Genomic DNA, 26071 nt, shown 5'->3' with positions numbered 1-26071 from the left:
GCGGGTCGGCGGTCAAGAGCGCTGTCGCTCGGGCGCGGGAGAGAGCGTCACCGTCACCGCGGTCCCGCGGGGCGAGACATCCTCGACCGTCGCCGACCCGCCCGACTGCTGGAGGACCCAGTAGACGAGCCACAGGCCGAGCCCGCTCCCGTGGTACAGCGCGTCCACGGCGCGCCCCGTCTCGAGCACGTCGCGGTTCATGTCGGTCAGGCCGGGGCCGTCGTCGACGATTCGCACCCGAATCGCCTCCGCGGTCGTCTCGACGGTCACGTCGACGGTCGGGTCCCCGTCGTGGTGGACGATCGCGTTCCGGACGAGCTCCGCCAGCGCGCGGTCGAGCCACGCGGTCGCCGAGGCGACGGCCTTCCCGTTGGCCGGCGTCGACGCCGAGACGTCCGCGTCCGGGTACTCGGCGGCGATCGACTCGACCACCCCGTCGACGGCACGCCCCACGTCCATCGGCTCCACCTCGGGCGCGTCGCTCAGGATCTCGGTGATGTGGTGGGCCTTCTCGCTCGTCGTCAGGAGGTCGTCCGCCCGCGAGACGATGTACGAGGCCGCCTCGGCGGCGACAGCGACATCGCCGCCGCCGTCGGGGCCGTTGGCGTCGCCGTCGCCGCCGTCGGAGTCGCCGTCGACCTCGGGGGCCGTTTCGACGATCTCAGTCGCCCGTCCCCGGATCACCGTCAGCGCGTTCCGGAGGTTGTGCTGAAGCACCCGGTCCACGACGCTGAGCTGGCGCGCCCGGTTCTCGCTGTCGGTCACGTCTCTGAGGACGCCGACCACGCCGGCGACCCCGTCTCCGTCGGGGTCCTCCAGCGGGTAGTACCGGACGTCGAACGTGCGCGTTCCGCGGACGGGGTGCGTGCGCTTCGTCCGGTACTCCACGGGCTGACCCCGCAGCGCGCGGTCGACGTGTCGTTCCACGTCGTCGAACCGGTCGTCGTCGACGACGTCCGCGAGCGTGAGGTCCCGCACGTCGTCGGCTCCGATCTCGTGGTACGCCCGGTACTGGGGGTTCGCGAACAGGAAGCGACCGTCGCGGTCGACGGCGGCGATGAGGTCGGTCGCCCCGTTGACGGCGCGTTCGTAGCGCTCGAGCTCCGCCTCACGGCGCTTCATGTCGGTGATATCCCGGCAGATCGCGAAGGTGCCAGCCAACTCGCCGTCGGCGTCGTAGTAGGGCGACCGCCGCGTGTTGAACGTCGCCTCGCGGTCGCTGCGCTCGAACGTCGGCGACACCTCGTACTCGACCGGCTCCTCCCGGTCGAGCACCTCCCGCCGGCGCTCGGCGATCTCGGCCGCCGTCTCGGGGTCCATGAATGCGAACTCGTCCCTCCCGTACAGCTCCTCCCGGGGGACGCCGGCGAAGTCGCTCACCGCCTCGTTAAGCAGCTCGAACTCGCCGTCGCGATTCTGGAGAAGGATCGGATCGCCGAGCGCCTCGACGACGTCGCGGTACTGCTTCAGCCGCCCGACGGCCTCACGCTGCTCCGTCACGTCGGTCTGGATCGCGACGAACCGGGAGACGTCGCCGTCCTCGTCGAACACCGGCGCGATCGTCTGGTGGGCGTGGTACGTCTCGCCGTCGCGCCGGCGATCGACGATCTCCTCCTCCCACACGCCGCCGGCCTCGATCGTCTCCCACAGCGCCCCGAAGTACTCGTCGGACATCTCACCCGAGTTGAGTATCGCCGGCGTCTCGCCGACCGCCTCGTCGGGATCGTACCCCGTGTTCTCGGTGAACGCCGGGTTGACGTACTCGATCGTCCCGTCGGTGTCGGTGACGTAGACGGCGTGACCGGCGTGCTCGACGAGGTTACGGAAGGTCCGCAGGTCGCGTGCGGCCGCCTCCTCGACGCCGTCCCGAAACACCCCGGTGTACACGGGGTCGCCGGACGGGCGGTGCTCGTGGAACCGCACGGAGAAGGCGACCGTCCGCCCGTCGGCGTGCCGCAGGGGACAGGCGAAGCCGCCGGCCTCGGCCAGCTCCGCGGGGGACGACAGCCGCCGCCGGAGCGAGCGGACGCGCTCGTCGTCGCGCCCCTCGGGGATCAGCTCCGCGAAGCGCCCGTCGCGAAGCTCGGCGGGGTCGTAGCCGAGGACCGACTCGACTGCCGGGTTCGCGTAGACGACGGCGCCGTCGCCGTCGACGGAGATGACCGGATCAGAACATCCCTCGACGAACGAAGCGGCGAAGCCGCCGCCCGGCGGCGACGGGGAGTCGGCGGACGGTTCGCGTGGCATCAGGAGCGAGAATACGGCCGACAGACGTGAAAATCTACTGGCTCGGTTCCGCGGAACGAAAACGGCCCGAGCGACGGCGGCGTTACTGCTCTGTCGTCGCCGCCAGGTCGTCGACCGAGAAGCCGGGCTCCATGAGGAGCTCCGTCTGGCCGCTCACGTCGCGGCCCTCGCGCATGAGCTGTTTGAACGCGGACTGCGGCGAGAGGTCGCCGATGAGGACGCCGCCGACGACCTTGCCGTCCTTGAGCGCCACGCGGCGCCACTCGCCCTCGGCGGTGGTCGCCTCGACCGAATCGTCGCCGAGTGTCGGGTGGCCGAACGAGAGGAACGGGAAGTCGAAGTGCGTGATCGAGTACGAGGAGACCCACCTGAACTCCTCGCTGCCGTAGTCGAGCATGTTGCGGGCGGCGACAGTCCCCTGCTCTTTCGCCGAGCCCCACGAGCCGTTCTTCGCCCGCTCGCCGAGGACCAGGTCGTTGAAAGTGGTGATGTCGCCCGCGGCGAACACGTTGTCGACGTTGGTGCGCATGTACTCGTCGACGACAACGCCGTCCTCGAGCTCCAGCGGCGTGTCCTCGACGAGCTCGGTGTTGAAGTTCAGGCCGATGGCGACGCCCGCGAAGTCGCACTCGTGGCGCTCGCCGTTCGGGTCGACCGCGGCCACGACGTGGCCCTCGTCGTCGACCTCGAAGCGGTCGACGCCGGAGCCGAAGACGGGCTCGACGCCGCGCTCGCGCATCGCGTCGTGCATGATCTCCGCGCCCTCCTCGGAGAGCGCGTAGCGCCACCAGTTGTCGCCGCGCATCAGGTACTTCGCCTCGACGTCCTGCGCGCCGCAGATGGCCGCGAAGTCGATACCGAGGAGGCCGGCGCCGACGATGACGGCCTTCTCGGCGTCCTCGACGCTCTCCTTAATTTTGCGGGCGTCTTGGAACGTCCAGAAGTGGTGGATCCCGTCGGCGTCGGCGTTGTCGACCGGGAGCTGCTGGGGCGTGCCGCCGATCGCGAGCAGCAGCGTGTCGTACTCGAACGTCTCGCCCTCGTGGGTGTGGATCGCGTCGTTCTCGACGTCGATGTCGACGACGACCGTGTTGAGTCGGAGGTCGACGTCGTGGTCGTCGTACCACCCCTCCTGGTGGATCGAGATGGGGGCCTCGGGGAGTTTCCCCTTCGCGTACTCTTTGATCAGGATCCGGTTGTAGAGGGACTCCCCCTCGTCGGTGAGAACCGTGATCTCGGCGTCAGGCGCTTGCTCGCGCAGCGTCTCGGCCGCGGACGCGCCCGCGATACCGTCCCCGACGATCACGTACGAATCGCTCATGTGCGGCCGTTCGGATTCGGGGTTAATGTGGGTTGTCATCCGCGTTGACAACCGTGATATTCACACGCTCGGGTCCCGCGTCGGGCCCGTTCCCCGTCGTGATCGATACGCTCAGTCGCGGTCGCCGGCGCCGGCGGGCTCGGCGGGGAAGTCGCGCTCGCCGGCCTCGATCCGGACGTCGAGCCAGTTCTCCGTGGGCGTCAGGGGGCACTCGTAGGCGTGGTTGTACGCGCACGTGGGATTGTACGCGACGTTGAAATCGAGGGTCCACTCGTCGTCGGCCCGGTCGCGGTCGGGCATGAGATCGAGGTACCGCCCCGCGCCGTACGTCTCCTCGCCGTTGGTCTGATCGCGGAACGGTACCCAGAACCGGTCCGAGCCGTCCGTCGGGCGATACGCCTGCAGCGAGTGTGTCTCGCCGTCGATCTCGAATCGGAACTCCCCCCACCGGCGGTACGTCTGCTCGCCGTCCGCGGTGGTTTCGACGGGTATCGTCTCCTTCTCGTCGTGTTCGTGGAGCGGGAGGTCGAACCGGTACGCCGGGTCCGGATCGTAGTACGCGAGCCCGGGGAACGCGTCGCCGCGCATCCCGATCGGCAGCGGCGACCGCGCCGACTCGCGGAACTGCGCTTCCTTCTCGCGACGCTCCCGTTCGATCCGCTCGGCCCAGTCGCCGGTCTCGGTCGCGTTCATCTCACCTTAGTATTGTGAATACTGTACAATAACACTTGCGTCGGTTCTCGCGGGCGGCCGGCGTCGGCTCGTCGACGGTCCGACGCGACAGAAACGCCACAGATTCAAGGTCGTGCCGGCCCAACGAACCGTATGAAGATCCGGCAGAACATCCGCCACTGGGCCGCGAAGAAGGCGTTGACGACGCCGGTCGTCGGCGACGTCGCGAACGACAAGCTCGTCGACCTCCACACGAGCATCTTCCTCAACAAGGCCGACGAGGAGCGCCGGGAGGAGCGCCGCGAGCACCTCGACGACTTCTTCGACGGGACGATGGACGCGTACGTGGCCGCCCTGGAGGCCGGCTTCCCGGAGGCCGAGGCCCGCGAGATCACCCACGTGCAGGCCAACTTCGACTTCTTCAACCACGGCTGGACGGAGATGATGGAGATCCCGGGCGACGAGTTAGAGGAGCATTACCGGCGCTACGAGGAGTTCTTCACGACGCACGGGATCACGATCGACGACCCGCTCGGCGAGTTCCGACCCGTCGAGGGCGTCGCCGACGCCCCCGAGACGCCGGAGCGGCTGGAGACCCCCGAGTACGAGAACGCGCTCGCCGGCTTCGCCGACGACGTCTACGTCCAGACCGACGACGGCGAGACGATCGTCGGCGGCGAGACCGAGGAGCCCGACGAGGTCGACCCGGCCGCGGCGCCCGGGCTCGACGAGGACGAGGCGAGCGCGTAGCGAGGTAGGCGCATAACGGAGTCGACGCGTAGTCGGGTCGACGCGTAGTCGGGTCGACGCGTAGTCGGACACCGTCTCGGGAGCCGCCCACGTTTATATTTCGGCGGCGAGAGCGCCCTGCATGAACCGCGGCCAGTCGTTTCTCCTCCTTTTGATCGGCACGGTCGCGCTGTTGACGCTGTTCGTCATCCTGCCGTTCGCCGAGTACGTCATCGCGTCGGCGATCCTCGCGTACGTGCTCTACCCGTTCCACGTGCGGCTCTCACGGGGGATCAGTCGGACGCTGGCGCGTCGCGTCGGGGAGTCGCTGTCCCGTCGGCTCGGACGGATGCTCTCCGGAATCTCGCTTATCGTCGCATCGGTCGTCGCCGTGATCCTCCCGGTCGCGTACATCTCGTGGGTGTTCGTCCGGGACCTCACGGCGATCGCGCGGGGGAACACCGACATCGAGGTCGCGGCGATCGAGGCCGAGATCGCGGCGCTCACCGGTCAGGAGGTCGAGGTCGGCGAGGTGCTCGCGACGATCGGTCAGGCCCTCGTCAACACGCTGTTCGGCGGCGTCAGCGGGGTCGTCAGCACGACGCTCCGCGCCTCGGTGGGGCTCTCGCTGGCGCTGTTTCTCGTCTACTACGCGCTGCTCGACGGGCCGGCGTTCGTGGGGTGGATCCGCGACACGAGCCCCCTCCCCTCGGACGTCACCGCGGACCTCGTCGACCGCGTCGACGCGATGACCCGCGGCGTGGTGATCGGACACATCGTTGTGGCGCTGCTGCAGGCGCTGGTCGCGGGGATCGGCCTCTGGGCGGCCGGCATCCCGAACGTCGTCTTCTGGACGTTCGTCATGGCCGTGCTGGCGCTGTTACCGCTGATCGGGGCGTTCTTCGTCTGGGGGCCGGCCGCGGCGTACCTCGTCGTCGTCGATCAGGTCACGGCCGGCGTGTTGCTCGCGCTGTACGGCGTGTTCGTCATCGCGATGGTGGACAACTACGCCCGACCGATCGTCATCGACCAGCAGGCGCACCTGAACCCCGCCGTCATCCTCCTCGGCGTGTTCGGCGGGATCTACTCGGTCGGGTTCACCGGGCTGTTCGTCGGCCCCATCGTCATCGGCGTGCTCGCGGCGACGCTGGAGACGTTCCGCGAGGACTACGACGCGATCGGCGGCGGGTAGGCGGCGGGATTCAGCGGGTTGACGGCGACGTGATTTAAGCCGTCCAGCCGCGTACGTCGGCGTATGGTAACCGCCGTCCGATCCCGACTCCCGGACCGCCGGGACGCCCTCCTGATCGCCGCCGCCGCGGTCGCCGTCAACCTGATCGGGGCGGTCGGCGTCCCCTTCACCGCCACCGAGAGCGCGTGGTTCGCAGAGCTCGCGCTGCCGGCGTACTACCCGCCGGGCTGGGCGTTCGGCGTGGTCTGGCCGATCCTGTACGCGCTGCTGGGCGCCGCCGCGGCGCTCGTTTACCTCCGGGGCCGCGACGCGGTCAGCGGTGCGGGCGTCGCGAACGCGCCGGAGGTCGCGCGCGATCCCAGGACCGCCCGCGACGCCCGGACCGCGCTCGGGCTGTTCGCCGTCCAACTCGGTCTCAACGTCGCGTGGTCGCCCGTCTTCTGGGGCCTCGAACGCGCCGACCTCGGGCTCGCCGTGCTCGCCGCGCTGCTCCCGCTCGTGGTCGCGACGATCGCCGCGTTCGACCGCGTCGACCGCCGGGCCGCGCTCCTGCTTGTCCCCTACCTCGCGTGGGTCTGTTTCGCGACCGCGCTCAACTACGGAATCTGGGCGCTGAACTGAGAGATCTGGGCGCTGAACTGAGAGATCTGGGCGCTGAACTGAGCCGGTCGGCTATCCGGACTCCCCACCCTCCCCGAGCCGGTCCGCGATGAACCCCTCCTCGCGCGGGTCGAGGTCGCGGTCGCCCTCGCGGAAGGCGCGGAGCCCGGCGCGGTACCGCTCTCCGCCCGGGCCCGCCTCCGCGGCCGGCTCGCTCGCCGGGCGCTCCAGCTCCAGCTCGGCGATCCCGGTCTGCTCGCCGGTGTACGCGAAGCCGCATTTATAAAGCGCCGCGTAGGCGAACGGGTTGTTCACCGCGATCCGGACCCGGTCGTACCCGTCGGCCGCGAGCCGGGAAACGGTCCGATCGACGAGTCGCGGGCCGAGCCCCTCGCCCCGGCGCGCGACGTGGACGGTGACGTACCGGAGGCGGCAGCAAGCGGGGTCGGTCCGGTCGGGCGAGAAGGATATCGCGGCGACCACGTCGTCGTCGAACTCGCTTGCCTCGACCGTCGGCGGAAGCGGCTCCTCCGGCTCCCACTCCGGGACCGCCGGCGAGCCGTCCGGCGTCCGGAGGACGGCTTTCCCCGGCGCGCCGACGACGAACTTGCCGGCGTAGGCGAACACCCGGTAGTCGAGCCGCAGCGTCGCCTCCGCTCCCGGCCCGCCGACGACGGCGTACTCCATGGCCTCGTTACGTCGCCGCGGTACAAATGCGGAGCGGCGCGGCGTCGCCGCGACTATTTAAATATCCTCGTCGCCGAAAGCGCCCATGCACGGCCTCGGCGACGTCCGCTTCTTCGACCTGACGGCGCCCCTCTACGACCGCGTCATGCCGCCGGCGAACGGCGAGGCGCTGGCCGCAGGGCTCGACCACGCGACGCGGCCGATCGACCGGCTGCTCGACGTCGGCGGCGGCTCCGGCCGAGCGGCCGCCGCGCTGGCGGGACCGGAGATCGCGGTCGTCGACGCCTCCCTCGGGATGCTTGCTCGCGCCCGCGACGATCGGGAGCTCTCGGGCGTCGCCGGCGACGCGGGACGCCTCCCGTTCCGCGACGAGATGGTCGACGCGGTCACGATCGTCGACGCGTTCCACCACCTGCCCGATCAGGAGGCCGCGATCCGGGAGGCCGCGCGGGTGCTCGCGCCGGGCGGCGCGCTCGTACTCCGGGAGTTCGACCCCGAGCACCCGCTGGGGCGCGTCCTCGTCGCCGCCGAGCACGCGATCGGGATGGCGTCGCGGTTCCGGACGCCGGCGGATCTAGCCCGGGCGTTCGACGACGCCGGGCTCGATCCCCGGATCGTCGACCGCGGCTTCGGCTACACGGTGGCGGGCGTCAAGCGCGAAGAGTAACCGGAGGCGAACCGATCCGCGAGGGAGGCGAACAGCCCGACGACGGAGGCGCGCTAGTCGTGCGAGTGGCTGTGCGCGCCGTGGTCGTGGGCCGCGTCCTCGTGGGACGAATCGCCGTCGTGGGTGTGGTCCTGCTCGCCCGAGTCCGTCTCGCCGAGCACCTCCGCGCCCTCGCCGTCGATCATGTCCATGTTCTTGAGGTTGTCGCGCTCCTCGAAGTCCTCGACCGCCTCCATCACGTCCTCCTGGGTGATCGTCATCCGGTCCTCCGTGAGCGCGCCGAGGACGGCCTCGCGCAGCACCATCCGGAGGTCAGACCCCGTGAGCCCGCTCGTGCGGTCCGCGACCTCCTCGGGGTCGAAGTCGGCGATCTTCATCTCGCGGGTGACGACGCGGAGGATGTCCGCGCGCATGTCCCGGTCCGGCTTGGGGAAGTTGACGATCTCGTCGAAGCGGCGCCACGCGGCCGCGTCGAGCTGGTCGGGGTGGTTCGTCGCGCCGATGAGGAGGACCTCGTCGCGGACGAGCGACACCTCGTCGATCGACTTGAGGAGGGTGTTGACCGCGCGCTTCAGGGCGGCGTGCTCGTCGGAGCGGCGGGTCTTCGCGACCGAGTCGAACTCGTCGATGAAGAGGATACACGGGGAGAGCCGCTTGGCGACCTCGAACGTCTTCTCGACGTTCTTGGCCGTCTCGCCGAGGTACTGGCTCGTGATCATCGACATCTTCACCTCGACGAGCGGAATCCCCAGCTGGTGGGCGAGCGCCCGCGAGACGGTCGTCTTCCCGGTTCCCGGCGGGCCGACGAACAGCAGCTTCCCGATCTCGCGGAGGCCGATGCTCGCGAGGTACTCGCGGTGCTCGATCGCCTTCACGATCTTCTGGATCTCTCCCTCTTGGTCGCCGGTGAGCACGAGGTCGGCGAGCGTCGTCTCGATCTCCTCGGGAGCCTGCACGTTGACGAGGTCGAGCATCTCGCCGTCCTCGTCCTCGTCGAAGTACTGCTCCAGCAAGGCGTCGATCCAGACGCGGTCGGCCTGGATCGGCCGGACGTCGTCGCGCGCCTCCTCGTGGGTCACGGGCGCGTCGAGGTCCTCGGCGAGCTCGAGCGCGGCGACGACCGTCGGGTTCTGGGCGATCCGGTCGGCGTCGGCGTGGTCGCGGTACCACTCCAGCGCCATCGCCGGCTGCGTCAGCGAGATCTCGCCGGAGAACTCGGTGCGTTGGGTAAAGAGGAGGTCCGAGACGGCCTCCCACGGGTGCTCGACGCCGGTGGCGGTTCGGGTCGTCTCGCTTGTCGCCTTGAGCGGTCGCTCGACGCCGCCCGGTGCGTCGTCGGCGGCGTCGTCCGACCAGAACACCTGGCGGAAGCGCGGGGGCAGGTCGTTCTCGTCGAGGTCGCGGTTCTCGGTGTAGAGGTGCGTCGTCAGCACGAACTCGACGACGTCGAGCGCCGGGTTACTCATCCGCGCGACGTAGCCGCGGGACGCGGTTAAGCGCGTCGAACCGCGGCCGCCGTCGGGGGGGCGTTCCGCCTCTCGCACGCGTCGAACCGGTGCCAGCCCTGGTGCGGGGGGTGCCAGTCCGAGTGCGGCGGTGCCAGCCCGGGTGCGGCGATCACCGGTCGCGCGCCGGCGACCCCCTGCCGGCGTATCGAACGCTTATTAGCCCTGGTGTTCGACCTAGTTCTCATGAGCTCAGAGGACGCGGCCGCTCCCGGCGACCCCTCCGGAGGGGCCGACGCCGACTCGGACCACGAGAACGCGCTTCAGGACGTGATCGCCGTCGACCCCGACGACACGGAGCAGGGCACGGTGAACCGGCTCGACGCGCACACCGGCGACGGGATCCGCCACCGGGCGTTCACCTGCCTCGTGTACGACACCGAGGGCCGGATCCTGCTGGCCCAGCGCGCGCCGACGAAGCGGCTCTGGGACGGCCACTGGGACGGCACCGTCGCCTCCCACCCGGTCGAGGGACAGACGCAGGAGGACGCGACCGCGCAGCGCCTCGAGGAGGAGCTCGGGATCACGCCGGACCAGTACGGCGACCTCCGGGTGACGGACAAGTTCGAGTACAAGCGCTACTACCCCAACGAGGGTGTCGAGTGGGAGGTCTGCTCGGTGCTGAAGGTCACCCTCGACGACACCTCGCTCGACCCCGACGAGGCCGAGATCGGCGGGATGCTGTGGGCCGACTACGAGCACCTCCACGAGAACCCGGCGCTGTACCGTCAGCTCCGGCTCTGCCCGTGGTTCGAGATCGCGATGCGGCGCGACTTCTCCTGAGCCGGCCCCGAGCGGGCTCCGTGCGACCTCGAAGCGGGCCACGAACGGGTCGTCGGCGCCGACCCGAAACGGCGACTTGAAGACGCGCGGGCGACTCGGTCCGCTATGACCGTCGTCGTCGTCATGGCGCAACCGCCCCGCGAGGGGCTCGTCGCGACCGGGATCGCGGAGTCGACGCCGCTCTCGACCGCCGAGGCCGCCGACCTGTACGAGGCGCTGTTCCGAGACGTCGTCCTCGCGGTCGACCGCTCCGGCGGCTCCCTCCTCGTCAACTACCCGGTCGACGACGACCTCCCCGCCGAACACCGCACCGAGACGGCCCCCGAGGCCGAGTTGCGCACGCTCGTCGCCGACACCCTCGGCGGTACCGAGGACGCCCGGTTCGAGCGGCAGGTCGGGTCGTCGTTCGGTGCGCGCGCCGGCAACACCGTCACGCACCTGCTCCGCGAGGAGGGCGCCGACTCCGTCGCCGTCGTCACGCCGCAGGCGCCGCTGCTCTCGCGCACCGTCATCGACTCGGCCGCGATGAAGCTCCGGACGAACGAGGTCGTGCTCGGCCCCTCCACCCGCGGGCGCACCTACTACGCCGGCTTCACCGCGCCGATCGACTTCGACGGCGCGTTCGAGGCCCCGAGCCTCCCGACGCTGGCGTCGCGCGGCCGGGACGCCGACCTCGACGTGGAGTTCCTCGAGTCCTCGCCGTCGATGGTCGACGGCGACGACCTGCTCGACGCCGTCCCCGTGTTGCGCGCGCGGTTCGCCGCCGAGCGCGTCGTCCCCGACTACACCGCCGCGTTCGTCCACGAGCACGGGCTGGACGTGGTCGTGGAGGACGGCGAGGAGCGGGTGGTGCGAGACTAACCCACGGGCCGAGGACCGACACCACTTAGTCGAACGACCCCGACCGTCCGGACGTGGTGGGATGGCAGAGTGGCCTATTGCGCCGGTCTTGAAAACCGGTAGCCTCACGGCTTCCTGGGTTCAAATCCCAGTCCCACCGTAAGCGCGCGGCGCAGTTCGCGCTGCGCGCGTCTCGTGCAGGATTTGAATCAAGGAGCGAGAGGTGAGCGAGCCGCCCCGCGGCGAGCGAACGGGAGCGACCGTGGTTCGAATCCCAGTCCCACCGTGAGCGCGCGGCGCAGTTCGCGCCGCATCCCCCGCCCCGTCTTCCGATTCGTGTCCGCATATCCGGAGAAACTTTTTTCGGTTACGTTTGATCGACGGACGACGGCGGCCTTCAGTGACACCCGTGATCGTCGTTTTCGGGCTGAACCGCAAGCCCATCGCCCCCGTTCCGGATCACCCGATAACACTCGCGTCAGGTGGCGTGTGGTATCACGTGCCGCATTATCTTTAACAGGTTTCCGGCACATGTTCGGAGTAGGTGATACAACGATGAGCTACGAACTCGATCCGCTTCCGTACGATTACGACGCGCTGGAACCGCACATCTCCGAGCAGGTGCTCGAATGGCATCACGACACCCACCATCAGGGGTACGTGAACGGCTGGAACTCGGCCGAAGAGACGCTCGAGGAGAACCGCGAGGAGCACGACTTCTCCTCGTCGGCCGGTGCGATCCGAAACGTGACCCACAACTCCTCGGGGCACATCCTCCACGACCTGTTCTGGCAGAACATGTCCCCCGAGGGCGGCGACGAGCCCTCCGGTGACCTCGCCGACCGGATCGAGGAGGACTTCGGCTCCTACGAGGCCTGGAAGGGCGAGTTCGAGGCGGCCGCCGGCAACGCGTCCGGCTGGGCGCTGCTCGTCTACGACACGTTCTCGAACCAGCTCCGCAACGTCGTGGTCGACAAGCACGACCAGGGAGCGATCTGGGGCGGTCACCCGATCCTCGCGCTGGACGTCTGGGAGCACTCCTACTACCACGACTACGGCCCGGCCCGCGGCGAGTTCGTCGACAACTTCTTCGAGGTCGTCGACTGGGACGAGCCCTCGGCCCGCTACGAGCAGGCCGTCGAGCTCTTCGAGTAACGCTCCACGCCGGACGCGCTCCGCGCGTCGAATCCCGACGTTTTTTCGACCCGCTCCGCGCCGAGAGCCGCGAGGCCGTGCCTCTCGTGTTCCGCGAGCGCCGACGGTCGGCTACCGTATCGGCAGCGTTTACGGAGCCGACGCCGTATCGCCGCCCATGCCCGAGCCGAAGTCGACGTTCGACGCGACCTACCCGTGTGAGTTCTACGAGCCCGCCGAGCTGTTCGAGCCGGACCTGATGTACACCGTCCCGGAGATCGCCCGGCTCCTGCAGGGGTTAGAGCCGGACGCGCAGGTCGACGCCGACACCGAGGCGGTCCTCATCGACTGGGCGATCCCGTGGGTGATGACCCACGCCGAGGACATCGTCATCGCGGAGCCGCTGGAGGAGGACGGCCCCGGCTACTACGGGGTCGCCGAGCACGCGATCGACGGTGACGATACGGACGACGACGCCGAGGAGAGCGCCGAGGGCGACGCGGCCGCCGCCGACGAACCCGACGCGTGACCGGGGACCGAACCGACGACGCGCCGGTCCTGCTCGTCGCGGGCGGCGCCCGCGTCGACGCCGGCAAGACGACGTTTTCGACGGGGCTGGTGGCGAGCCTCGCCGACCGGGTCGGCGACGCGGTCGGCGTCAAGCCCCGCGCCGGCAACGACCACTGGTTCGACCACGACGACTACCGGATCGCGACCGACGGCGGTCGCCTCTACGGGAAGGACGCGCGACGGCTCGCGGCCGCGAGCACGCGGCCGCTCGCGACGGCCGGCGGCGGGGACCGGCCGCGGCCCGATGCGGTTACGCCCGAGTCGATCAACCCCGTCCACCGCCTCTGGCGGCCGACGCCCGGTCGGACCGGGATGCTCGGCGACGCGGACCGCACGTTCCTCTGCGACCGCGTCACGACCGCGGGCGGCGCCCGGTTCATCGTCAACGGCGCGGCCGAGGACGCGGGGCTCCTGCCCGACGACCTCGCCGACCGGCTCCCACTCGCGGACGCGACCCGCGTGGACGACGTGGCGGCCTTCAACGACGTGATGGCCGCCGACTACCTCCCGGCGTTCGACCGGCTCGCGGAGCGGGTCGCCGCGACGCCGGTCCCGACAGTCGTCGAGTCGTACGCGGACATCGCCGGCCCGCTCCCGCGCGACGGGCCGGTGGCTCCCGACGCGGTCGCCGTCGTCGACCCGGGTCGAGCCCGGATCTACGCGGGCGACCGGTACGCGAAGGCCCGCGCGGTCGCCTCGGGAAGTCCCCGCGAGGGGACGATGGAGGAACACACGGGGACGGTGACCGACATGATAGAACCGGTGGCGACGGTCGGACTCCCCGCGCTCGGCGGCGAGGAACGGGGGAACCCGGATCGGGTCGCGGAACGCTACGGGGCGGCGTACGAGGCGCTGTTCGAGGCGGTCTGACCGCGGAGGCGTACTGACCGGCTCCGGACGTTATTTAAAAAGGGACGGCGCGCTCAGGCGTTGCGCTTCGTGTAGTGGTCGATCGCGGACTCGATGGAGGAGAGGTCGGCGTTCACCCGCGAGTCGGCGACGCGCATGAAGCCGGGCGTGTAGGCGGCGGAGTAGTCGAAGATGGCGTTGACCGCGCGCTTCGGCGCGGAGACCGCCGCGAAGTCGGTGACCGTGTACACGCGGGTCGTCGGGAACGCGGTCCAGAACGTGCTGGAGGCCCAGCGGTCCTCGTCTTCGAAGGTCGTCCCGACGCGCCCGGTTGCGACGTACTCCCCGTCGTGGTAGAACAGCAGGAGGTCGCCCTCCTCCATCCGCTCGAAGGTGGAGCCGTTGCCGCTCTCGTCGTCGACGGCCCACAGGCGGGCCTCGTCGAGGTCGGCGAGCTGATCCGGCCGGTCGTCGTACTCGGTGAGGTCGACCGCGGACCGGACCGTTCGATCGAAGTTCTCCGGGTCGATCGGGACCAGGAAGACGTTCGCGCTCATTACCCTGACTTTCGCTGGGAGGGTTTTAAACCCGTCCGTTGCCGCCTCGGCTCCGTTGCCGCCTCGGCTCCGTGGCGGACGGATGACGGACGGGCGAGCGCGTCGGGAAGCCGGACGCGTCAGTCGTCCCCGTACTCGTCGTAGATCCGGTCCATGCGCGCGGCCATCACGAAGTCGGACTCGTGGAGCCCGTCGATGTCGTGGCTCCACATCTCGACGCCGACCTCGCCCCACGACAGGTGCAGGTCCGGGTGGTGCCACTCCTCCTCGGCGAGCTCGCCGACGTCGTTGGTGAACGCCAGCGCTGTCGCGAAGTCGTCGAACTCGTAGGACGCCTCCAGGTGGTGGTCGTCGACGACCTCCCACGCGTCCCCGAGCTCGGCGAGGTACTCGGCGTACTCGTCGTCGGTCAGCGGCTCGGCCCCCTCTTCCGCGTGTTCGACCGGCTCATCCGCGAGTGACGGTGTCATGTGGCACCGTTGGGGGACGAGCGGTTTGTACCTTCGGTGCCGGATCGAGTGTCTGAGGAGAGCGTGGGTTTCGGGCGCGTGACCGCTTCCAAAGGTTCAGTTGTTCATTTATAAATGATCGACCACGGATCACCGGTGAACACCTCCAAAGGCTCAGTCGCGAAGCTGGACGTGATCGATGACTCCGTGGTGAACACCGCCAAAGCCCCAGCCGCGAGGCCGCAGTACGCTCGTTGCGCTCCTCGCTCGCGCTGCTCGCTGCGGTGCTTACGTCGCCTACTGCGGCCTCGCGGCTGCCCCTTTGAGTCCCACCCGCCCCAACAGCACCGCACCTCACGCCTCCCCAGCCTCGTCGGACCGGCGCGGCCGCGCCGGTCCGACTCCCTCGCGGGCTCTCGCCGGCGGCTCCGCCGCCGGCTGTCAGAGGGACCTTCGGTCCCTCCCTCCTCGCGGTCGCCCGCGGCGACCGCTCGGAGGCGCGCCGCCGCGGTCCATTTATAAATAGTCGACGCGCCGATCCGAGTTTGGCCGCCACTCAGCCCAGTCGGTCGCTCACCGTGCGTCGGAGGCGCTCGATGAAACCGGACTCCTCGCTGGCTCCGGGCTCGGAGAGCTCCCAGTCGGCCCGCTCCGCCGCCTCGCGGATCGACCGGTACTCGAAGCCGACGTGGGTCGCGACGCGGCGGTCGGACGGGGAGGTGCCGACGAACACGTGTCGCGGGGTGGTGGCCTCGTCGTGGATGTCGCCGAGCGTCCCCCACTTGTCCCAGTTGCGGAGGGCGTAGTCGTTCTCGACGCCGCGGTCGCGGACGAACCGCTCGACCGCGTCGGCGTCGTTGGCGACGATCCCCACGTATCGGCTCCACCGGCGGGCCTCGGCGAACGCCGCCGCGGGGTCGGCGAGCCGCCGCGCGGCGCCGAGCGAGAGGACGAGCGTCAGCTCGCCGCTCCGGGTCGCGGGGTCGTCGTCGACGTCGAGACTCATGGGCCTTCGGCCGGGAGTTCGCCCCCGACCGATAAAACCGTGTGGGGACGCTTATGAGGGCCGCGGGCGTCGCGGGCGGTGACATGGAGTTCGAGGCCACCTTCGGCACGGACGCGCCGGTCATCGGCATGGTACACCTGCCGCCCCTCCCAGGCGCGCCGAAGGCGCCGGCGGACGGCGCCCGCGCGATGCGGGACGCGCTCGACCGCGCCGCGACCGACACCCGCGCGCTCGACCGCGGCGGCGTCGACGGGATCATGATCGAGAACTTCGGCGACGCCCCCTTCTACCCCGACGACGCGCCGAAACACGTCGTCGCGGCAGTCACGCGCGCCGCGACCGCGGTCGCCGCGGAGACCGACCTCCCGATCGGGGTCAACGTCCTCCGGAACGACGCCGAGGCGGCGCTCTCCGTCGCGGCCGCGGTCGACGCCGACTACATTCGCGTGAACGTCCACACCGGCGCCCGCGTCACGGACCAGGGGGTCGTCCAGGGGAAGGCCCACGAGACGCTCCGGCTCCGGGAGGCGCTCGGGGTCGACGTCGGGGTCTTCGCCGACACCGACGTGAAACACTCCGCGCCGCTCTCGGCGACGGGGCACTCCGCGGAGTCGTTCGCCGACACCGCCGAGCGGGGGCTCGCCGACGCCGTGATCGCCTCAGGTCGGGGGACCGGTGAGGCGACCGACCCGGAGGCGCTGGCGGCGGTCGTCGACGAGCGCGACGCGCACGGGCTCGACACGCCGGTCCTCGTCGGGAGCGGAGTCAGCGCCGAGACGGTCGGAGACACCCTCGCCGTCGCCGACGGCGTCATCGTCGGCACGGCGCTCAAGGAGGGCGGCGAGACCACCGCCCCGGTCCACCCGGAGCGAGTCGCCGAACTCGTCGCGCGAGCTGACGAGTCGCGGTGAGTCCGGGTCCGACTCGGGTCACTCCCGCGCCGCGATGAACCGCTCGACCTCCTCGCGGGTCGGGAGCCCGCCCTGCGCGAACCGCTCCGTGCAGTTGATCGCGGCGACCGCGGCCGCGAATCGGACGCCGTCGGCGAGGGGCCCGTTGCCAGCGGTCGCGGCGTTGCCCTCGCCCTCCCCCGCGACCCACCGGTCGATCAGGCCGGCGACGAACGCGTCGCCCGCGCCCGTCGCGTCGACCACGTCGACGTCGAAGGCGTCGAACCGCCGGACGTCGCCGTCGGCGACGACCGTCATCCCGTCGGCGCCGTGCGTGAGGACGGCGCGGGGCCAGTCGTCGGCCGGGTCGCCGGCACCTCGGACCCCGTCAGCCGCGTCGACCCGCGCCCGCTGTGCGGCCGCGATCCGGTCGACTGCGGCCGCCTCGCCGCCGAAGTAAGCCGCGGCGGCGACGTCGCCGGCGACGAACAGGTCCGCGCGGTGGAGGAGCCGGCGGACCGTGTCCGGCTCGGTGCCGCGGCCGACGAGCTCCTCGACCGGCCCGGAGAGGTCGAAGACGAGCGCCGGCGGGTCGGGGGTCGACTCGACGACATCAAGAACGTCGCGCGAGACCGCGTCGGGAGTGTAGCCGGTGAGGAAGACGACGGCGGCCGCCGCGATCGCCTCCCTGTCGGCGGGGTCGAGCCGGAGCTCGCGGAAGCTGTCGCCGGTCGTGACGATCGCGCGCTCGCCGTCCGGCGCGCTGAGGATGAGAGAGCGGGTCGACGGGTCGTCGCCGACCCGCACGCGCGAGGCGTCCACGCCGGTGGCCGCGAGGTACTCGCGGGCGCGGCGGCCGTACTCGTCGTCGCCGACGCGGCTGACGAGGCCAACGTCGCGGTCGAGTCCGTCGAGCGCGACGGCGACGTTCGCGCCCACGCCGCCGAACGCGGACGTCACCTCGCTCGCGAACGCGCCGCCGTCCGGTTCCGGGAGGTTGCTGACGGCGTACCACTCGTCTATCGCCGCGGCGCCGACCGCGACGATGGAGGGGGCGTCGCTCATGGTGCCGGCCGGGTTCGACGGAGTCGCACGCTACCCCTCCCCTGCCGATCCGTCCCCGTAGAACGACTCGTGGAGCGCCATCGCGGCCTCGGTCGCGATCGGCCCCTCGACGGTCGTCTCGCCGCCGGCGCGGCGGATCACCTCCACGCAGGGGACGGTGACGACGTCGCCGGTGAGCTCGTTCAGCGTCTCGCCCGCGACGCCGAAGACGACCCGGTCGATCCGCGCGTAGTGGACCCCCGTCGCGCACATCGGGCAGGGCTCCGTGCTGGCGTACATGGTGCAGCGCGCGCGCTCGTCGGCGTCGAGCTCGCGGGCAGCTCGCCGGGCGAGCGTCAGCTCCGGGTGGGCCGCGATGTCGCCCTCGGTCCGGGTCTCGTTGCGCGCCTCGGCGACGACCTCCCCGTCGACGACGAGCAGCGCCCCGAAGGGGGTGTTCCCCCGCTCCACCGCCTCGCGCGCGAGCTCGATCGTCCGGTCGACGAACTCGCGGTCGCGGTCGGTCACGCCTGCGGCGTCGCTCTCGGCGTCCCCGTCGCTCTCGTTCGACTCGGTCATACGGGCGTGTTCGGCCGGGGGCACCTAACGTTTCGCGAGGCGGACGGCGGGTCGGTCAGGGGGCGTCGCGCTCGTCGCCGGCGGCGTCCCCGGCCGTCTCGTCGGCGTCCCCGGCCGCCTCGTCGGCGCCCTTCTCGGCCGGCGAGCCTCCCTGAGACCGCCGCACGTCGCGGAGCGCGTCGACGGCGTCGTCGGTCGCCGCGCTCCGGGTCTCGGTCGCGGCGCTCGGGTCGAGTCCGGTCGGTTCGTCCGGGTCGTCGTCGGAATCCGCGGCGCTCTCCGCGGCGTCCTCGCCGGCGGGATCGGCGTCCGCGGGTCGGTCGTCGCCCTCGCCGCCGATCCACGCGCGCAGTCGCGATAGCAGTCCCATGGATTCGCGTCAGTAGTTCTTGAAGAGGAGCGCGCGCACGTCGTCTTTGGTGCGCGCCGTCTCGACGTCGCCGTCGGGCAGTTCGACCTCGTACCGCGCGTCGCCGTCCGCCTCGCGCCACTTGTCGTCGTGGGTGTCGAGGAGGCTCATCATCGCGTTGACCCGGCTGGCGCCGGCGTCGGCGGCGTCAGCGTCGGCCTCGTCAGCGGTGTCGGCGTCCGCCTCGTTATCGTCGCCGTCGGCCCCAGCATCGGCGGCGCCGGTGGCGGTATCGGCGCCGCCGAGGTCGACGTCGACCCACGAGAACGGGTCCGCCGAAAGCGACTCGGCCGCGTCGAGGACCGCGTCGACCAGCTCCGCCTTCGTCATGTCGCTGCGGCCGGTCACGTCGAACGCGGCCGCCATCTCGTACAGGTCCATCTCGTCGGCGTCGTCCGGGTCGCCGTGCCGCCGCGGGCGCGATTCGAGGCGGGAGCGGGCGCGGTCGCGGTCGAACGCCGCGTCGCCGTCGGGGTCGTCGGGCGCCGACTCCCCCGCCTCGGTCTCGTCGTCGCCGAGCGCGGCCGGGTCCGCGGTGCGCTCGGGGTCGTCGACGGCGTCGGCCAGGTCGAGGAGGTACGCGAGCGCGTCCCCCGTGTCGACCGAGGCGTACGGCCCGGCGTGGGCCGCGGTCAGTTCCTCGCGGAGCGCCTCGATCCGGTCGCGGTCGTCGTCGGTGATCTCGATGGTCGGCATGGTCAGTCGTGTTGCTCCTGGAAGCGCGCGAACGCCTCCTCCCAGCTCTCGACGAGCCGCGGCTCGCCCGAGTGGTCGGCCTCGACGCCGGCGTAGCCGCAGTCGTCGCAGGCGACCGCCGTCGCCCCGCCGAGCGCGAACGTGGACAGGGTCGATCCGCAGCGCGGGCAGTCGAGTGACACGGGCTATCGGCTGAAGGGTGGACGCCGACCCTCAAAAACGCAGGGGGTGCCGCCGTCGGCGTCGCGACGCCCGCGGGGTAACAATCATTAGAGTCGGCGGATACCGTCCCGTATGAGCGAGTCGAACGCGGAGAACCGCCTGCTGGAGTACTACCGGCGCTACGTCGGCGACCCGGACCGGACGATCGACGTGTACGCCGGGTTCGGGCTCTTCTTCGCGGGGATCGGGCTCGGACTGGTCGGCGTCGCAATCTTCTTTTACAGCGCCACGCTCCCGTCCGAGGCGCTGTCGACGTACGCGGTCCGAGAGGTCGCCGGCGTCGCCGCCGCGGTCGGGCTGCCGGCCCTCCTCCTCGGCGTCGTCGTGCTGCTCCCCGTCGACCGTCGGATGGTGTACCTCGCCGGCGTCGGCACCGCGATCACCCTCGTCGCCGTCGGGCTGTTCACCTGGGCGTACCCGTACTACTGGAACGTTCCCGACACCGACTACAGCGCGCAGGTGGTCGCGGTGTACACCCTCGGGCTCGTCGCCGTCATCGCCGCGACCGGCAGCGCGCTGGTCGCTCACCGCGTCGAGCGCGCGACGGGCGTCGCCGCGGGCGGCGCGGCCGGAGCCGGATCCGCCGCGGGCGGCGCCGGAGGCGAGGGTTCGGCCGGCGGCGCGGATGGCGCGGGCGCCGACGGCGAGTCGGTCACCGACGCCGAGGTCCGGGCGGACATCGAGCGCGAGCTGGAGGACGCGGAGCTGACGTGGGGCGGGGTCGAGCGGAGCGAGACGCGCCGGCTGGAGCTCGACACGAGCGCGGTCGACGACGTCGACGTCGACCGCGAGAAGCTCGCCGGTTCCGCCACCGAGACCCGGACGACCTCCGGGACGGTCAACGACGCGGTCTCGGAGCTGAAGGGACTCCAGGGCGGCGAGACGAAGACCGCGAGCGGCTCGGGGACCGACAACCAGGCCGCGAAGCTCCGAGAGCTCCGAGAGCAGCAGCGGAAGGAGGCCGAGGCGGACGACGAGGAGGGGTCGGTGGTGGATCGGATCAAGGGCCTGTTCGGCTGATCGGGATACGATTTCGGGCTCACGACCGACGTAGAGGAGGGCGACTGCCGTCAATACCTCCGCTGCTCGTGCGTGGTCGATGGTGACCCGGGTGCTTCCACCGAATGTCTTCTCTCTGGTTTATAGACCCATGCTGTCGCGGTGGCTGCCTCTAACTCCTCGGTTCCTAGTTTATAAATAGCTGACAGTAGACGGTCTGTGAAGGCCTCCAAAGCCCCAACCGCTCGGCTGTACATCGTCGCTGTCGCTGATGCGGTGACCACCTCCAAAGCCCCAGCCGCGAGGACTCGAGGAGCTCTGGCAGCCGGCGGCTTTGCCGCCGGCGACTGCCCCTTTGAGTCCCGCCCCAACAGCACCGCGCCTCACGCCTCCCCAGCCTCGTCAGTCGACCTCCGCTTCGCTCCGGCCGACTGACTCCCTCGCGGACTCCTCGCGGCCGCCGAGGGCGGCCGCTCGGAGGCGCGCCACCGCACTCGATTTATAAGTATCGTCAGACGCCTCTCGCGCATTTAAGTATCTCCCGTTGTCTACTCTGGGTGTGTCCAGCGTCACCGTCAGCATCGACACCCACGTCCACTCGGACGAGAGCTACGACGGCCACGAGCCGGTGGAGCTCATCTTAGAGCACGCCGCGGAGATCGGTCTCGACGCGGTCGTGATCACCGACCACGACGTGATCGGCGAGTCGAAGCGGGCGGCCGAACTGGCCCCGGAGTACGGCCTGATCGGAATCCCCGGCGTCGAGGTGTCGACCGCGCACGGCCACCTGCTCGCGGTCGGCGTCGAGCGGATGCCGCCGCGCCGGCAGCCGTACGACGAGACGATCGAGTGGATCCACGACCGCGGTGGGGTCGCGATCGTGCCGCACCCGTTCCAGCGCTCGCGCCACGGCGTCCGCCAGCGGAACATCCCGGTTCCGAAGCCGGACGAGGACGCGATTCCCGTCAGTGACGGGTCGCGGGAGTCGTCGCCCGCCGACGGGGACGCGGCAGCGGCGAGAGGTGAGCCCGCCGAGCTCCACGAAGTCGACGCCGTCGAGGTGTTCAACGCGTGGCTGTTCACCGGGTACCGCAACCGCCGCGCGCGGCGCTTCGCGGCGAAGTACGACTACCCAGGCGTGGCCGCCAGCGACGCGCACCACCTGGAGTACGTGGGGCGAGCCTTCACCGAGGTCGAGGTCGAGGGGCGCGAGTCGATCGCCGACGTCACCGGCGACGACGTCCTCGACGCGATCCGGAAGGGGACGACCACGGTCGACGGTCGCCGCGCGCCGATCCGGATGGCCGCGAAACACTACGTCGGCGCCGCGGGGCGCAAGTCCGGGTACTACGCCCGGACCGGCGCGGTCCGGAGCGCGACCGCGGCGCGGCGCGGGGTCGCCGAGACGCTCTCGGCCGCCCGCGTCGCCGCGATCCAGGGGACGCACCGCGCGGCGCGGATCCTCTCGTGGGTCACCTGAGGCGGTCGCGAACCCGCGCGGTGGGGGTCCGCTCGCGGTGCGACGGGGAGCGCTCCGACCGCCCGGGGAGCGGGGTTTTTGCCCGCGGGCCCGAAACGAACGCCCATGAGCCACGACAGACGCGAGGCCGGCTTCAAGCGGCGGACCCGCGTCGCGGACGCGCTGGCGACGCTGCTCGACGCCGCCGAGCCCCACGGCCGGACCGAGTCGGTGCCGCTCGCCGACGCCGACGGCCGAGTCGTCGCCGAGCCGATCGACGCGCCGGCGCCGGTCCCGAGCTACGACCGAGCGGCGATGGACGGGTACGCGGTCCGCGCCGAGGACACCTTCGGCGCGTCCGGCCGGTCGCCGGCGGTGCTCCGTGCCGCCGGCACCGAGGCCGAGTCGATCGCGCCGGACGAGGCCGCGCGGGTCCACACGGGCAGCGCGGTCCCGGAGGGCGCCGACGCGGTCGTGATGATCGAGCAGGTCGAGGAGATCGGCGACGAGGTGGAGGCGTTCGACGCGGTCGCGACCGGCGAGAACGTCGGCGAGGCCGGCGAGGACGTCGCGGACGGGCAGCGCCTCTTCGACGCGGGCCACGTCCTCCGCCCCTCCGACCTCGGCCTCCTGAAGTCGGTCGGGCTCGACGCGGTCCCCGTGTACGAGCCGCCGACCGTCGCCGTGATCCCGACCGGCGAGGAGCTGGTCCAATCCGACCCGGACCCCGGCGAGGTGATCGAGACGAACGGCCTGACCGTCTCGCAGCTGGTCGAGCGCTGGGGCGGCGAGGCGCGCTACCGCGACGTTGTCACCGACGACGAAGACGCGCTCGCGGCCGCGGTCGAGGCCGACCTCGACGCCGACGTGGTCGTCACTACCGGCGGATCGTCGGTCGGCGAGCGCGACCTGATCCCCGAGGTCGTCGACGGGCTCGGCGAGGTGCTGGTCCACGGCGTCGCGCTGAAGCCGGGGCACCCGGTCTGTCTCGGCGTCGCCGACGACACCCCGGTCGTCTCGCTGCCCGGCTACCCGGTGGCCTGCATCGTCAACGCCGCGCAGTTCCTCCGACCCGTCCAGAAGCGCGTGGGCGGGACGACCGCGGACCCGTTCCCGACGCGGCGCGCGGTCCTCGACCGGAAGGTGCCGAGCGAGCCCGGGACGCGGACGTTCGCGCGGGTGGCGCTCTCGGAGGGAGGAGGCGGCGTCGAGGGTGAAGACGCCGACGAGAGAGCCGACGAGTCGGCCGACGGCGGCGGGGGCGAAACGAACCTCCCCGCCGCGACGCCGACCCGCGCGAGCGGCTCCGGCATCCTCTCGAGCGTCGCGCTCGCCGACGGCTGGGTCGTGGTGCCGGAGCCGCGGGAGGGGCTCGACGCGGGCGAGGTCGTTGACGTCGAGCTCTGGGAGGTGACGCCGTGAGCGACCGCAAGGAGTTCCGCGACCTGGCGACGCCCGAGGCCGCGCACGCGGCGATCGAGTCACTCGACCTCTCGCCGGAGCCGGAGACGGTCCCGTTAGAGGACGCCCGCGGCCGCGTCCTCGCGGAGCGGATCGACGCCGCGATCGACGTGCCCGGCTTCGACCGGGCCTCGATGGACGGGTACGCGGTCCGGGCCCGCGACACCTTCGGCGCCGACGAGGCTGACCCCGCGGAGCTCGACCTCGTCGGGTCGGTCCACGCCGGCGCCGCCCCAGCGGTGACCGTCGCGCCGGGCACCTGCGCCGAGATCTCCACGGGTGCCGTGATGCCCGAGGGCGCCGACGCCGTGGTGATGGTCGAGCGCACGGACGAGCTGGACGCGGAGAGGGACGACCCCGACGCGGAGGAAGACGAAGACGAGCCCGACCGGATCGCGATCCGGACCGCCGTCGCGCCGGGCGACCACGTGATGAGCGCCGGCGCGGACATCGCGGCCGGCGCCCGCGCGCTCGGTCCGGGAACGCGGCTGACACCCCGCGAGATCGGGCTGCTCTCCGCGCTCGGCGTCGACGAGGTGCCGGTCGAGGGGAAGCCGCGGGTCGGGATCGTCTCGACCGGCGACGAGCTGGTGCGCCCGGGCGAGGCCCTCGACCCCTCGCGCGGGGAGATATACGACGTGAACTCGACGACCATCGCCGCCGGCGTCGAGGAGGCGGGCGGCGAGCCGGTCCTCTACCCGCACGCCGGCGACGACTACGAGGAGATGGAGCGGCTGCTCCGGCGCGCGGCCGACGAGTGCGACCTCGTGCTCTCGTCGGGGTCGACCTCGGCGAGCGCGGTCGACGTCATCTACCGCGTGATCGAGGAGCGCGGCGAGCTGCTGCTCCACGGCGTCGCGGTCAAGCCCGGCAAGCCGATGCTCGTCGGGCGCCTCGACCGCGGCGGGAGCGACGCGGCCCTCGAGAGCGATCGCACCGGCGAGTCGGCATACGTCGGGCTCCCCGGCTATCCCGTGTCGGCGCTCACGATCTTCCGGACGTTCGTCGCGCCCGCGATCCGCGAGGCGGCCGGTCAACCGGAGCCCGCGACGGCGACCGTCGAGGGTCGGATGGCCGTCGGCGAGCGCTACGGCGAGGGGCGCATGCGGCTGATGCCGGTCGGGCTCCTCGACCTGAACGACGACGACCGCCCGCTCGTCTACCCGGTCGACAAGGGCTCCGGGGCGACGACGAGCCTCGTCGAGGCCGACGGGGTCGTCGCCGTCGACCCGGACACGGAGTACCTCGATCGAGGCGAGCGCGTCACGGTGCAGCTGTTCTCGCCGGACGTGCGTCCGCCGACCCTGCTCGGCGTCGGCGAGGACGACCCGGCGCTCAACCGCCTGCTCGACCGGTTGGAGCGCCCGCGGTACCTGCCGGTCGGGTCCCGCGAGGGGCTCCGGCGGCTGCGCGACGGCGTCCCGGACGTGGCGGTCGTCGCGGGACCGACGGATCGAGAGGTCGAAACGGTCGATCTGGGCGGCTGGACCCGCGAGTGGGGGCTCGTCGTTCCCGCCGGCAACCCGGCCGACGTGACGGGGCTCGGCGCGGTCGTGGACCGCGACCTGCGGTTCGTCAACCGTCCGACCGACTCCGGGCTCCGCCGGAGTCTCGACGACGCGCTCGACGCGCTCGCCGACGAGCGGTCGGCGTCGCGGAGCGAGCTGACGGAGGCGACCGCGGGCTACGAGCTGACCGTGCGAGCGTTCGAGAGCCCGGCGCGGAAGGTGATCACCGGCGACGCCGACGTCGGGCTCGGCCTCCGCGAGACGGCGGAGCGGCTCGACTGCGAGTTCGTGTCGCTGGGCGAGCAGTCCGTCGTCGTGCGCGCGGCGCCGGAGCGGGCCGACCGCGACGCGGTGGCGGCGCTCGCGAGCGCGCTCGACGACCCCGCCGACCTCCTCGACGGCCTCGCGGGCTACTCGCGGAACAGCCGGAACGAACCCTGACCGACGACGACCTCGGCGGCCTCGCCGTTGGTCGCGCTGGTGACGGTCATGTCGCTGACGCCGATCGAGCCGCCGGACCTGACGATCGTCGCCTCGGCGGTGAGGTCCCCGGTCGCCGGGCGGAGGTAGCTCGCGTTGAGGTTCACCGTCGCGACCTCCCCGGAAAGCGGGTCCTCGAAGGCGGTCCGCTGGACGATCCCGCCGGCGGTGTCGATCAGGGTCGCCGCCACGCCGCCGTGGATAGTGCCGCCGTCGCTGTTCGTCAGCTTGTCGTCGAAGGGGATAGAGAGGACGACCCGCCCGCGCTCGACGACGTCGACCGACGTGTTCAGCCACGAGAGGTAGCCGTGCTCCTCCTCGATCCGACGCTCGACGAGCGCGACGGCCTCCGCGGAGAGCGGGTCCAAATCCGCGACGTCTGTCCGGTTCATACCACTCCCACACGAGGGTCCCGCTTGTAGCCCCTGAAACGGGAAACAACCGACTCGAGGTTGGCGGCGCCGACGGCGGGCCGGAGTCCGGCTGTACCGCGACCAGTCCGACCGCTTATCAGCG

28 protein-coding genes and 1 tRNA gene are annotated in these 26071 nt (G+C 71.4%); 15 read left to right on the top strand and 14 right to left on the bottom strand.

The genetic code is table 11. The annotated features are described in order from the left end of the window. Nucleotides 1-12: 12 nt before the first annotated feature. From Hrr1229_RS11550 to Hrr1229_RS11540, 3 genes are all read right to left on the bottom strand, one after another. Entirely contained in the window at nucleotides 13-2247 is a 2235-nt protein-coding gene (locus Hrr1229_RS11550; RefSeq protein ID WP_123112758.1) for a PAS domain S-box protein, read from the bottom strand. Nucleotides 2248-2329: 82 nt separating this feature from the next. Beyond that, nucleotides 2330-3568, bottom strand: coding sequence for an FAD-dependent oxidoreductase (locus tag Hrr1229_RS11545; protein ID WP_123112759.1), 1239 nt, complete (start codon nucleotides 3566-3568; stop codon nucleotides 2330-2332). A gap of 111 nt (nucleotides 3569-3679) precedes the next feature. Further along, nucleotides 3680-4261, bottom strand: coding sequence for a DUF1684 domain-containing protein (locus Hrr1229_RS11540; protein WP_123112760.1), 582 nt, complete (start codon nucleotides 4259-4261; stop codon nucleotides 3680-3682). A gap of 132 nt (nucleotides 4262-4393) precedes the next feature. Between Hrr1229_RS11540 and Hrr1229_RS11535 the strand changes: the two genes are divergently transcribed. The 3 genes from Hrr1229_RS11535 (at nucleotide 4394) to Hrr1229_RS11525 (ending at nucleotide 6782) form a co-directional block, all read left to right on the top strand. Then, complete coding sequence (locus Hrr1229_RS11535) at nucleotides 4394-4990, top strand: DUF6149 family protein (RefSeq protein WP_123112761.1); 597 nt, start codon at nucleotides 4394-4396, stop codon at nucleotides 4988-4990. Nucleotides 4991-5111: 121 nt separating this feature from the next. After that, complete coding sequence (locus Hrr1229_RS11530; protein ID WP_123112762.1) at nucleotides 5112-6161, top strand: AI-2E family transporter; 1050 nt, start codon at nucleotides 5112-5114, stop codon at nucleotides 6159-6161. A gap of 63 nt (nucleotides 6162-6224) precedes the next feature. Then, the gene (locus Hrr1229_RS11525) at nucleotides 6225-6782 is read left to right on the top strand and encodes a TspO/MBR family protein (RefSeq protein ID WP_123112763.1); all 558 of its coding nucleotides are present in this window, start codon (nucleotides 6225-6227) and stop codon (nucleotides 6780-6782) included. Between the two features lie 51 nt (nucleotides 6783-6833). Here Hrr1229_RS11525 and Hrr1229_RS11520 read toward each other — a convergent pair whose 3' ends face one another. Further along, nucleotides 6834-7448, bottom strand: a complete 615-nt coding sequence (locus Hrr1229_RS11520; RefSeq protein ID WP_123112764.1) for a GNAT family N-acetyltransferase — start codon at nucleotides 7446-7448, stop codon at nucleotides 6834-6836. Nucleotides 7449-7533: 85 nt separating this feature from the next. Here Hrr1229_RS11520 and Hrr1229_RS11515 point away from each other — a divergent pair, with 85 nt between their 5' ends. Beyond that, a complete protein-coding gene (locus Hrr1229_RS11515) occupies nucleotides 7534-8115 on the top strand; it encodes a class I SAM-dependent methyltransferase (protein WP_123112765.1) in 582 nt (193 codons plus the stop codon). A gap of 53 nt (nucleotides 8116-8168) precedes the next feature. Here the strand turns inward: Hrr1229_RS11515 and Hrr1229_RS11510 are convergent, their stop codons facing one another. Next, on the bottom strand, nucleotides 8169-9581 hold the full coding sequence (locus Hrr1229_RS11510; RefSeq protein WP_123112766.1) for an ATP-binding protein: 1413 nt from the start codon (nucleotides 9579-9581) through the stop codon (nucleotides 8169-8171). Between the two features lie 225 nt (nucleotides 9582-9806). On the opposite strand from Hrr1229_RS11510, the gene Hrr1229_RS11505 reads away from it, so the two are divergent. The 6 genes from Hrr1229_RS11505 to Hrr1229_RS11480 all read left to right on the top strand — a co-directional run bounded on the left by Hrr1229_RS11505 (nucleotide 9807) and on the right by Hrr1229_RS11480 (nucleotide 13817). Further along, nucleotides 9807-10403 carry an NUDIX domain-containing protein gene (locus Hrr1229_RS11505; protein WP_123112767.1) on the top strand — a complete coding sequence of 199 codons (597 nt, stop codon included), beginning with the start codon at nucleotides 9807-9809 and terminating at the stop codon, nucleotides 10401-10403. A gap of 105 nt (nucleotides 10404-10508) precedes the next feature. After that, nucleotides 10509-11264 (top strand): DUF2064 domain-containing protein, encoded by a 756-nt coding sequence (locus Hrr1229_RS11500; RefSeq protein ID WP_123112768.1) that lies wholly within the window; start codon nucleotides 10509-10511, stop codon nucleotides 11262-11264. A 55-nt stretch (nucleotides 11265-11319) separates the two neighbouring features. Further along, nucleotides 11320-11403 (top strand) — tRNA-Ser (locus Hrr1229_RS11495). Between the two features lie 395 nt (nucleotides 11404-11798). After that, nucleotides 11799-12398 carry a superoxide dismutase gene (sod, locus tag Hrr1229_RS11490; protein ID WP_123112769.1) on the top strand — a complete coding sequence of 200 codons (600 nt, stop codon included), beginning with the start codon at nucleotides 11799-11801 and terminating at the stop codon, nucleotides 12396-12398. Between the two features lie 157 nt (nucleotides 12399-12555). Further along, nucleotides 12556-12906, top strand: coding sequence for a DUF5827 family protein (locus tag Hrr1229_RS11485; protein ID WP_123112770.1), 351 nt, complete (start codon nucleotides 12556-12558; stop codon nucleotides 12904-12906). Further along, on the top strand, nucleotides 12903-13817 hold the full coding sequence (locus Hrr1229_RS11480) for an ATPase (protein ID WP_123112771.1): 915 nt from the start codon (nucleotides 12903-12905) through the stop codon (nucleotides 13815-13817). Before Hrr1229_RS11485 ends, Hrr1229_RS11480 begins: the two co-directional genes overlap by 4 nt. Nucleotides 13818-13870: 53 nt before the next feature. Here Hrr1229_RS11480 and Hrr1229_RS11475 read toward each other — a convergent pair whose 3' ends face one another. The 3 genes from Hrr1229_RS11475 to Hrr1229_RS11465 all read right to left on the bottom strand — a co-directional run bounded on the left by Hrr1229_RS11475 (nucleotide 13871) and on the right by Hrr1229_RS11465 (nucleotide 15808). Beyond that, nucleotides 13871-14353, bottom strand: coding sequence for a hypothetical protein (locus Hrr1229_RS11475; protein WP_123112772.1), 483 nt, complete (start codon nucleotides 14351-14353; stop codon nucleotides 13871-13873). Nucleotides 14354-14472: 119 nt separating this feature from the next. Further along, the gene (locus Hrr1229_RS11470) at nucleotides 14473-14823 is read right to left on the bottom strand and encodes a 4a-hydroxytetrahydrobiopterin dehydratase (RefSeq protein ID WP_123112773.1); all 351 of its coding nucleotides are present in this window, start codon (nucleotides 14821-14823) and stop codon (nucleotides 14473-14475) included. 535 nt (nucleotides 14824-15358) lie between these two features. After that, nucleotides 15359-15808, bottom strand: a complete 450-nt coding sequence (locus Hrr1229_RS11465) for a hypothetical protein (RefSeq protein ID WP_123112774.1) — start codon at nucleotides 15806-15808, stop codon at nucleotides 15359-15361. An 83-nt stretch (nucleotides 15809-15891) separates the two neighbouring features. Between Hrr1229_RS11465 and Hrr1229_RS11460 the strand changes: the two genes are divergently transcribed. Then, nucleotides 15892-16719, top strand: coding sequence for a BtpA/SgcQ family protein (locus tag Hrr1229_RS11460; RefSeq protein WP_123112775.1), 828 nt, complete (start codon nucleotides 15892-15894; stop codon nucleotides 16717-16719). A gap of 18 nt (nucleotides 16720-16737) precedes the next feature. Here Hrr1229_RS11460 and Hrr1229_RS11455 read toward each other — a convergent pair whose 3' ends face one another. From Hrr1229_RS11455 to Hrr1229_RS11435, 5 genes are read right to left on the bottom strand one after another with little or no spacing between them, the layout of a single operon-like run. Continuing rightward, nucleotides 16738-17763, bottom strand: coding sequence for a carbohydrate kinase family protein (locus tag Hrr1229_RS11455; RefSeq protein WP_123112776.1), 1026 nt, complete (start codon nucleotides 17761-17763; stop codon nucleotides 16738-16740). A gap of 30 nt (nucleotides 17764-17793) precedes the next feature. Next, a complete protein-coding gene (locus Hrr1229_RS11450) occupies nucleotides 17794-18321 on the bottom strand; it encodes a nucleoside deaminase (protein ID WP_123112777.1) in 528 nt (175 codons plus the stop codon). Between the two features lie 55 nt (nucleotides 18322-18376). After that, complete coding sequence (locus Hrr1229_RS11445; protein WP_123112778.1) at nucleotides 18377-18691, bottom strand: hypothetical protein; 315 nt, start codon at nucleotides 18689-18691, stop codon at nucleotides 18377-18379. Nucleotides 18692-18700: 9 nt separating this feature from the next. Continuing rightward, nucleotides 18701-19426: a hypothetical protein gene (locus tag Hrr1229_RS11440; RefSeq protein ID WP_123112779.1), complete on the bottom strand. Its 726-nt coding sequence runs from the start codon at nucleotides 19424-19426 to the stop codon at nucleotides 18701-18703. Nucleotides 19427-19428: 2 nt separating this feature from the next. Then, nucleotides 19429-19608, bottom strand: a complete 180-nt coding sequence (locus tag Hrr1229_RS11435; protein WP_123112780.1) for a zf-TFIIB domain-containing protein — start codon at nucleotides 19606-19608, stop codon at nucleotides 19429-19431. A gap of 112 nt (nucleotides 19609-19720) precedes the next feature. Between Hrr1229_RS11435 and Hrr1229_RS11430 the strand changes: the two genes are divergently transcribed. The 4 genes from Hrr1229_RS11430 (at nucleotide 19721) to Hrr1229_RS11415 (ending at nucleotide 25516) form a co-directional block, all read left to right on the top strand. Then, on the top strand, nucleotides 19721-20668 hold the full coding sequence (locus Hrr1229_RS11430) for a permease (RefSeq protein WP_123112781.1): 948 nt from the start codon (nucleotides 19721-19723) through the stop codon (nucleotides 20666-20668). Between the two features lie 538 nt (nucleotides 20669-21206). Continuing rightward, nucleotides 21207-22127 (top strand): PHP domain-containing protein, encoded by a 921-nt coding sequence (locus tag Hrr1229_RS11425; RefSeq protein ID WP_123112783.1) that lies wholly within the window; start codon nucleotides 21207-21209, stop codon nucleotides 22125-22127. Nucleotides 22128-22232: 105 nt separating this feature from the next. Beyond that, nucleotides 22233-23528: a molybdopterin molybdotransferase MoeA gene (locus tag Hrr1229_RS11420; RefSeq protein ID WP_123112784.1), complete on the top strand. Its 1296-nt coding sequence runs from the start codon at nucleotides 22233-22235 to the stop codon at nucleotides 23526-23528. Next, complete coding sequence (locus Hrr1229_RS11415; RefSeq protein ID WP_123112785.1) at nucleotides 23525-25516, top strand: molybdopterin biosynthesis protein; 1992 nt, start codon at nucleotides 23525-23527, stop codon at nucleotides 25514-25516. Before Hrr1229_RS11420 ends, Hrr1229_RS11415 begins: the two co-directional genes overlap by 4 nt. Here Hrr1229_RS11415 and Hrr1229_RS11410 read toward each other — a convergent pair. Continuing rightward, nucleotides 25486-25947 (bottom strand): PaaI family thioesterase, encoded by a 462-nt coding sequence (locus tag Hrr1229_RS11410; RefSeq protein WP_123112786.1) that lies wholly within the window; start codon nucleotides 25945-25947, stop codon nucleotides 25486-25488. The two genes, Hrr1229_RS11415 and Hrr1229_RS11410, sit on opposite strands and share 31 nt — an antisense overlap. Nucleotides 25948-26071: the final 124 nt, after the last annotated feature.

This window comes from Halorubrum sp. CBA1229 (assembly GCF_003721435.2).
In the GTDB taxonomy this organism is placed as follows: domain Archaea; phylum Halobacteriota; class Halobacteria; order Halobacteriales; family Haloferacaceae; genus Halorubrum.
The sequence above is the reverse complement of the archived record's forward strand: the minus strand, read 5'-3'. Positions and strand labels throughout refer to the sequence as shown.

Coding starts and splice junctions, on each gene's coding strand:
- Hrr1229_RS11510 (WP_123112766.1), bottom strand. CDS start 9,581: ATGAGTAACCCGGCGCTCGACGTCGTCGAGTTCGTGCTGACGACGCAC.
- Hrr1229_RS11460 (WP_123112775.1), top strand. CDS start 15,892: ATGGAGTTCGAGGCCACCTTCGGCACGGACGCGCCGGTCATCGGCATG.
- Hrr1229_RS11545 (WP_123112759.1), bottom strand. CDS start 3,568: ATGAGCGATTCGTACGTGATCGTCGGGGACGGTATCGCGGGCGCGTCC.
- Hrr1229_RS11535 (WP_123112761.1), top strand. CDS start 4,394: ATGAAGATCCGGCAGAACATCCGCCACTGGGCCGCGAAGAAGGCGTTG.
- Hrr1229_RS11540 (WP_123112760.1), bottom strand. CDS start 4,261: ATGAACGCGACCGAGACCGGCGACTGGGCCGAGCGGATCGAACGGGAG.
- Hrr1229_RS11485 (WP_123112770.1), top strand. CDS start 12,556: ATGCCCGAGCCGAAGTCGACGTTCGACGCGACCTACCCGTGTGAGTTC.
- sod (WP_123112769.1), top strand. CDS start 11,799: ATGAGCTACGAACTCGATCCGCTTCCGTACGATTACGACGCGCTGGAA.
- Hrr1229_RS11515 (WP_123112765.1), top strand. CDS start 7,534: ATGCACGGCCTCGGCGACGTCCGCTTCTTCGACCTGACGGCGCCCCTC.
- Hrr1229_RS11550 (WP_123112758.1), bottom strand. CDS start 2,247: ATGCCACGCGAACCGTCCGCCGACTCCCCGTCGCCGCCGGGCGGCGGC.
- Hrr1229_RS11500 (WP_123112768.1), top strand. CDS start 10,509: ATGACCGTCGTCGTCGTCATGGCGCAACCGCCCCGCGAGGGGCTCGTC.
- Hrr1229_RS11505 (WP_123112767.1), top strand. CDS start 9,807: ATGAGCTCAGAGGACGCGGCCGCTCCCGGCGACCCCTCCGGAGGGGCC.
- Hrr1229_RS11445 (WP_123112778.1), bottom strand. CDS start 18,691: ATGGGACTGCTATCGCGACTGCGCGCGTGGATCGGCGGCGAGGGCGAC.
- Hrr1229_RS11430 (WP_123112781.1), top strand. CDS start 19,721: ATGAGCGAGTCGAACGCGGAGAACCGCCTGCTGGAGTACTACCGGCGC.
- Hrr1229_RS11465 (WP_123112774.1), bottom strand. CDS start 15,808: ATGAGTCTCGACGTCGACGACGACCCCGCGACCCGGAGCGGCGAGCTG.
- Hrr1229_RS11470 (WP_123112773.1), bottom strand. CDS start 14,823: ATGACACCGTCACTCGCGGATGAGCCGGTCGAACACGCGGAAGAGGGG.
- Hrr1229_RS11475 (WP_123112772.1), bottom strand. CDS start 14,353: ATGAGCGCGAACGTCTTCCTGGTCCCGATCGACCCGGAGAACTTCGAT.
- Hrr1229_RS11455 (WP_123112776.1), bottom strand. CDS start 17,763: ATGAGCGACGCCCCCTCCATCGTCGCGGTCGGCGCCGCGGCGATAGAC.
- Hrr1229_RS11450 (WP_123112777.1), bottom strand. CDS start 18,321: ATGACCGAGTCGAACGAGAGCGACGGGGACGCCGAGAGCGACGCCGCA.
- Hrr1229_RS11530 (WP_123112762.1), top strand. CDS start 5,112: ATGAACCGCGGCCAGTCGTTTCTCCTCCTTTTGATCGGCACGGTCGCG.
- Hrr1229_RS11520 (WP_123112764.1), bottom strand. CDS start 7,448: ATGGAGTACGCCGTCGTCGGCGGGCCGGGAGCGGAGGCGACGCTGCGG.
- Hrr1229_RS11525 (WP_123112763.1), top strand. CDS start 6,225: ATGGTAACCGCCGTCCGATCCCGACTCCCGGACCGCCGGGACGCCCTC.
- Hrr1229_RS11410 (WP_123112786.1), bottom strand. CDS start 25,947: ATGAACCGGACAGACGTCGCGGATTTGGACCCGCTCTCCGCGGAGGCC.
- Hrr1229_RS11440 (WP_123112779.1), bottom strand. CDS start 19,426: ATGCCGACCATCGAGATCACCGACGACGACCGCGACCGGATCGAGGCG.
- Hrr1229_RS11420 (WP_123112784.1), top strand. CDS start 22,233: ATGAGCCACGACAGACGCGAGGCCGGCTTCAAGCGGCGGACCCGCGTC.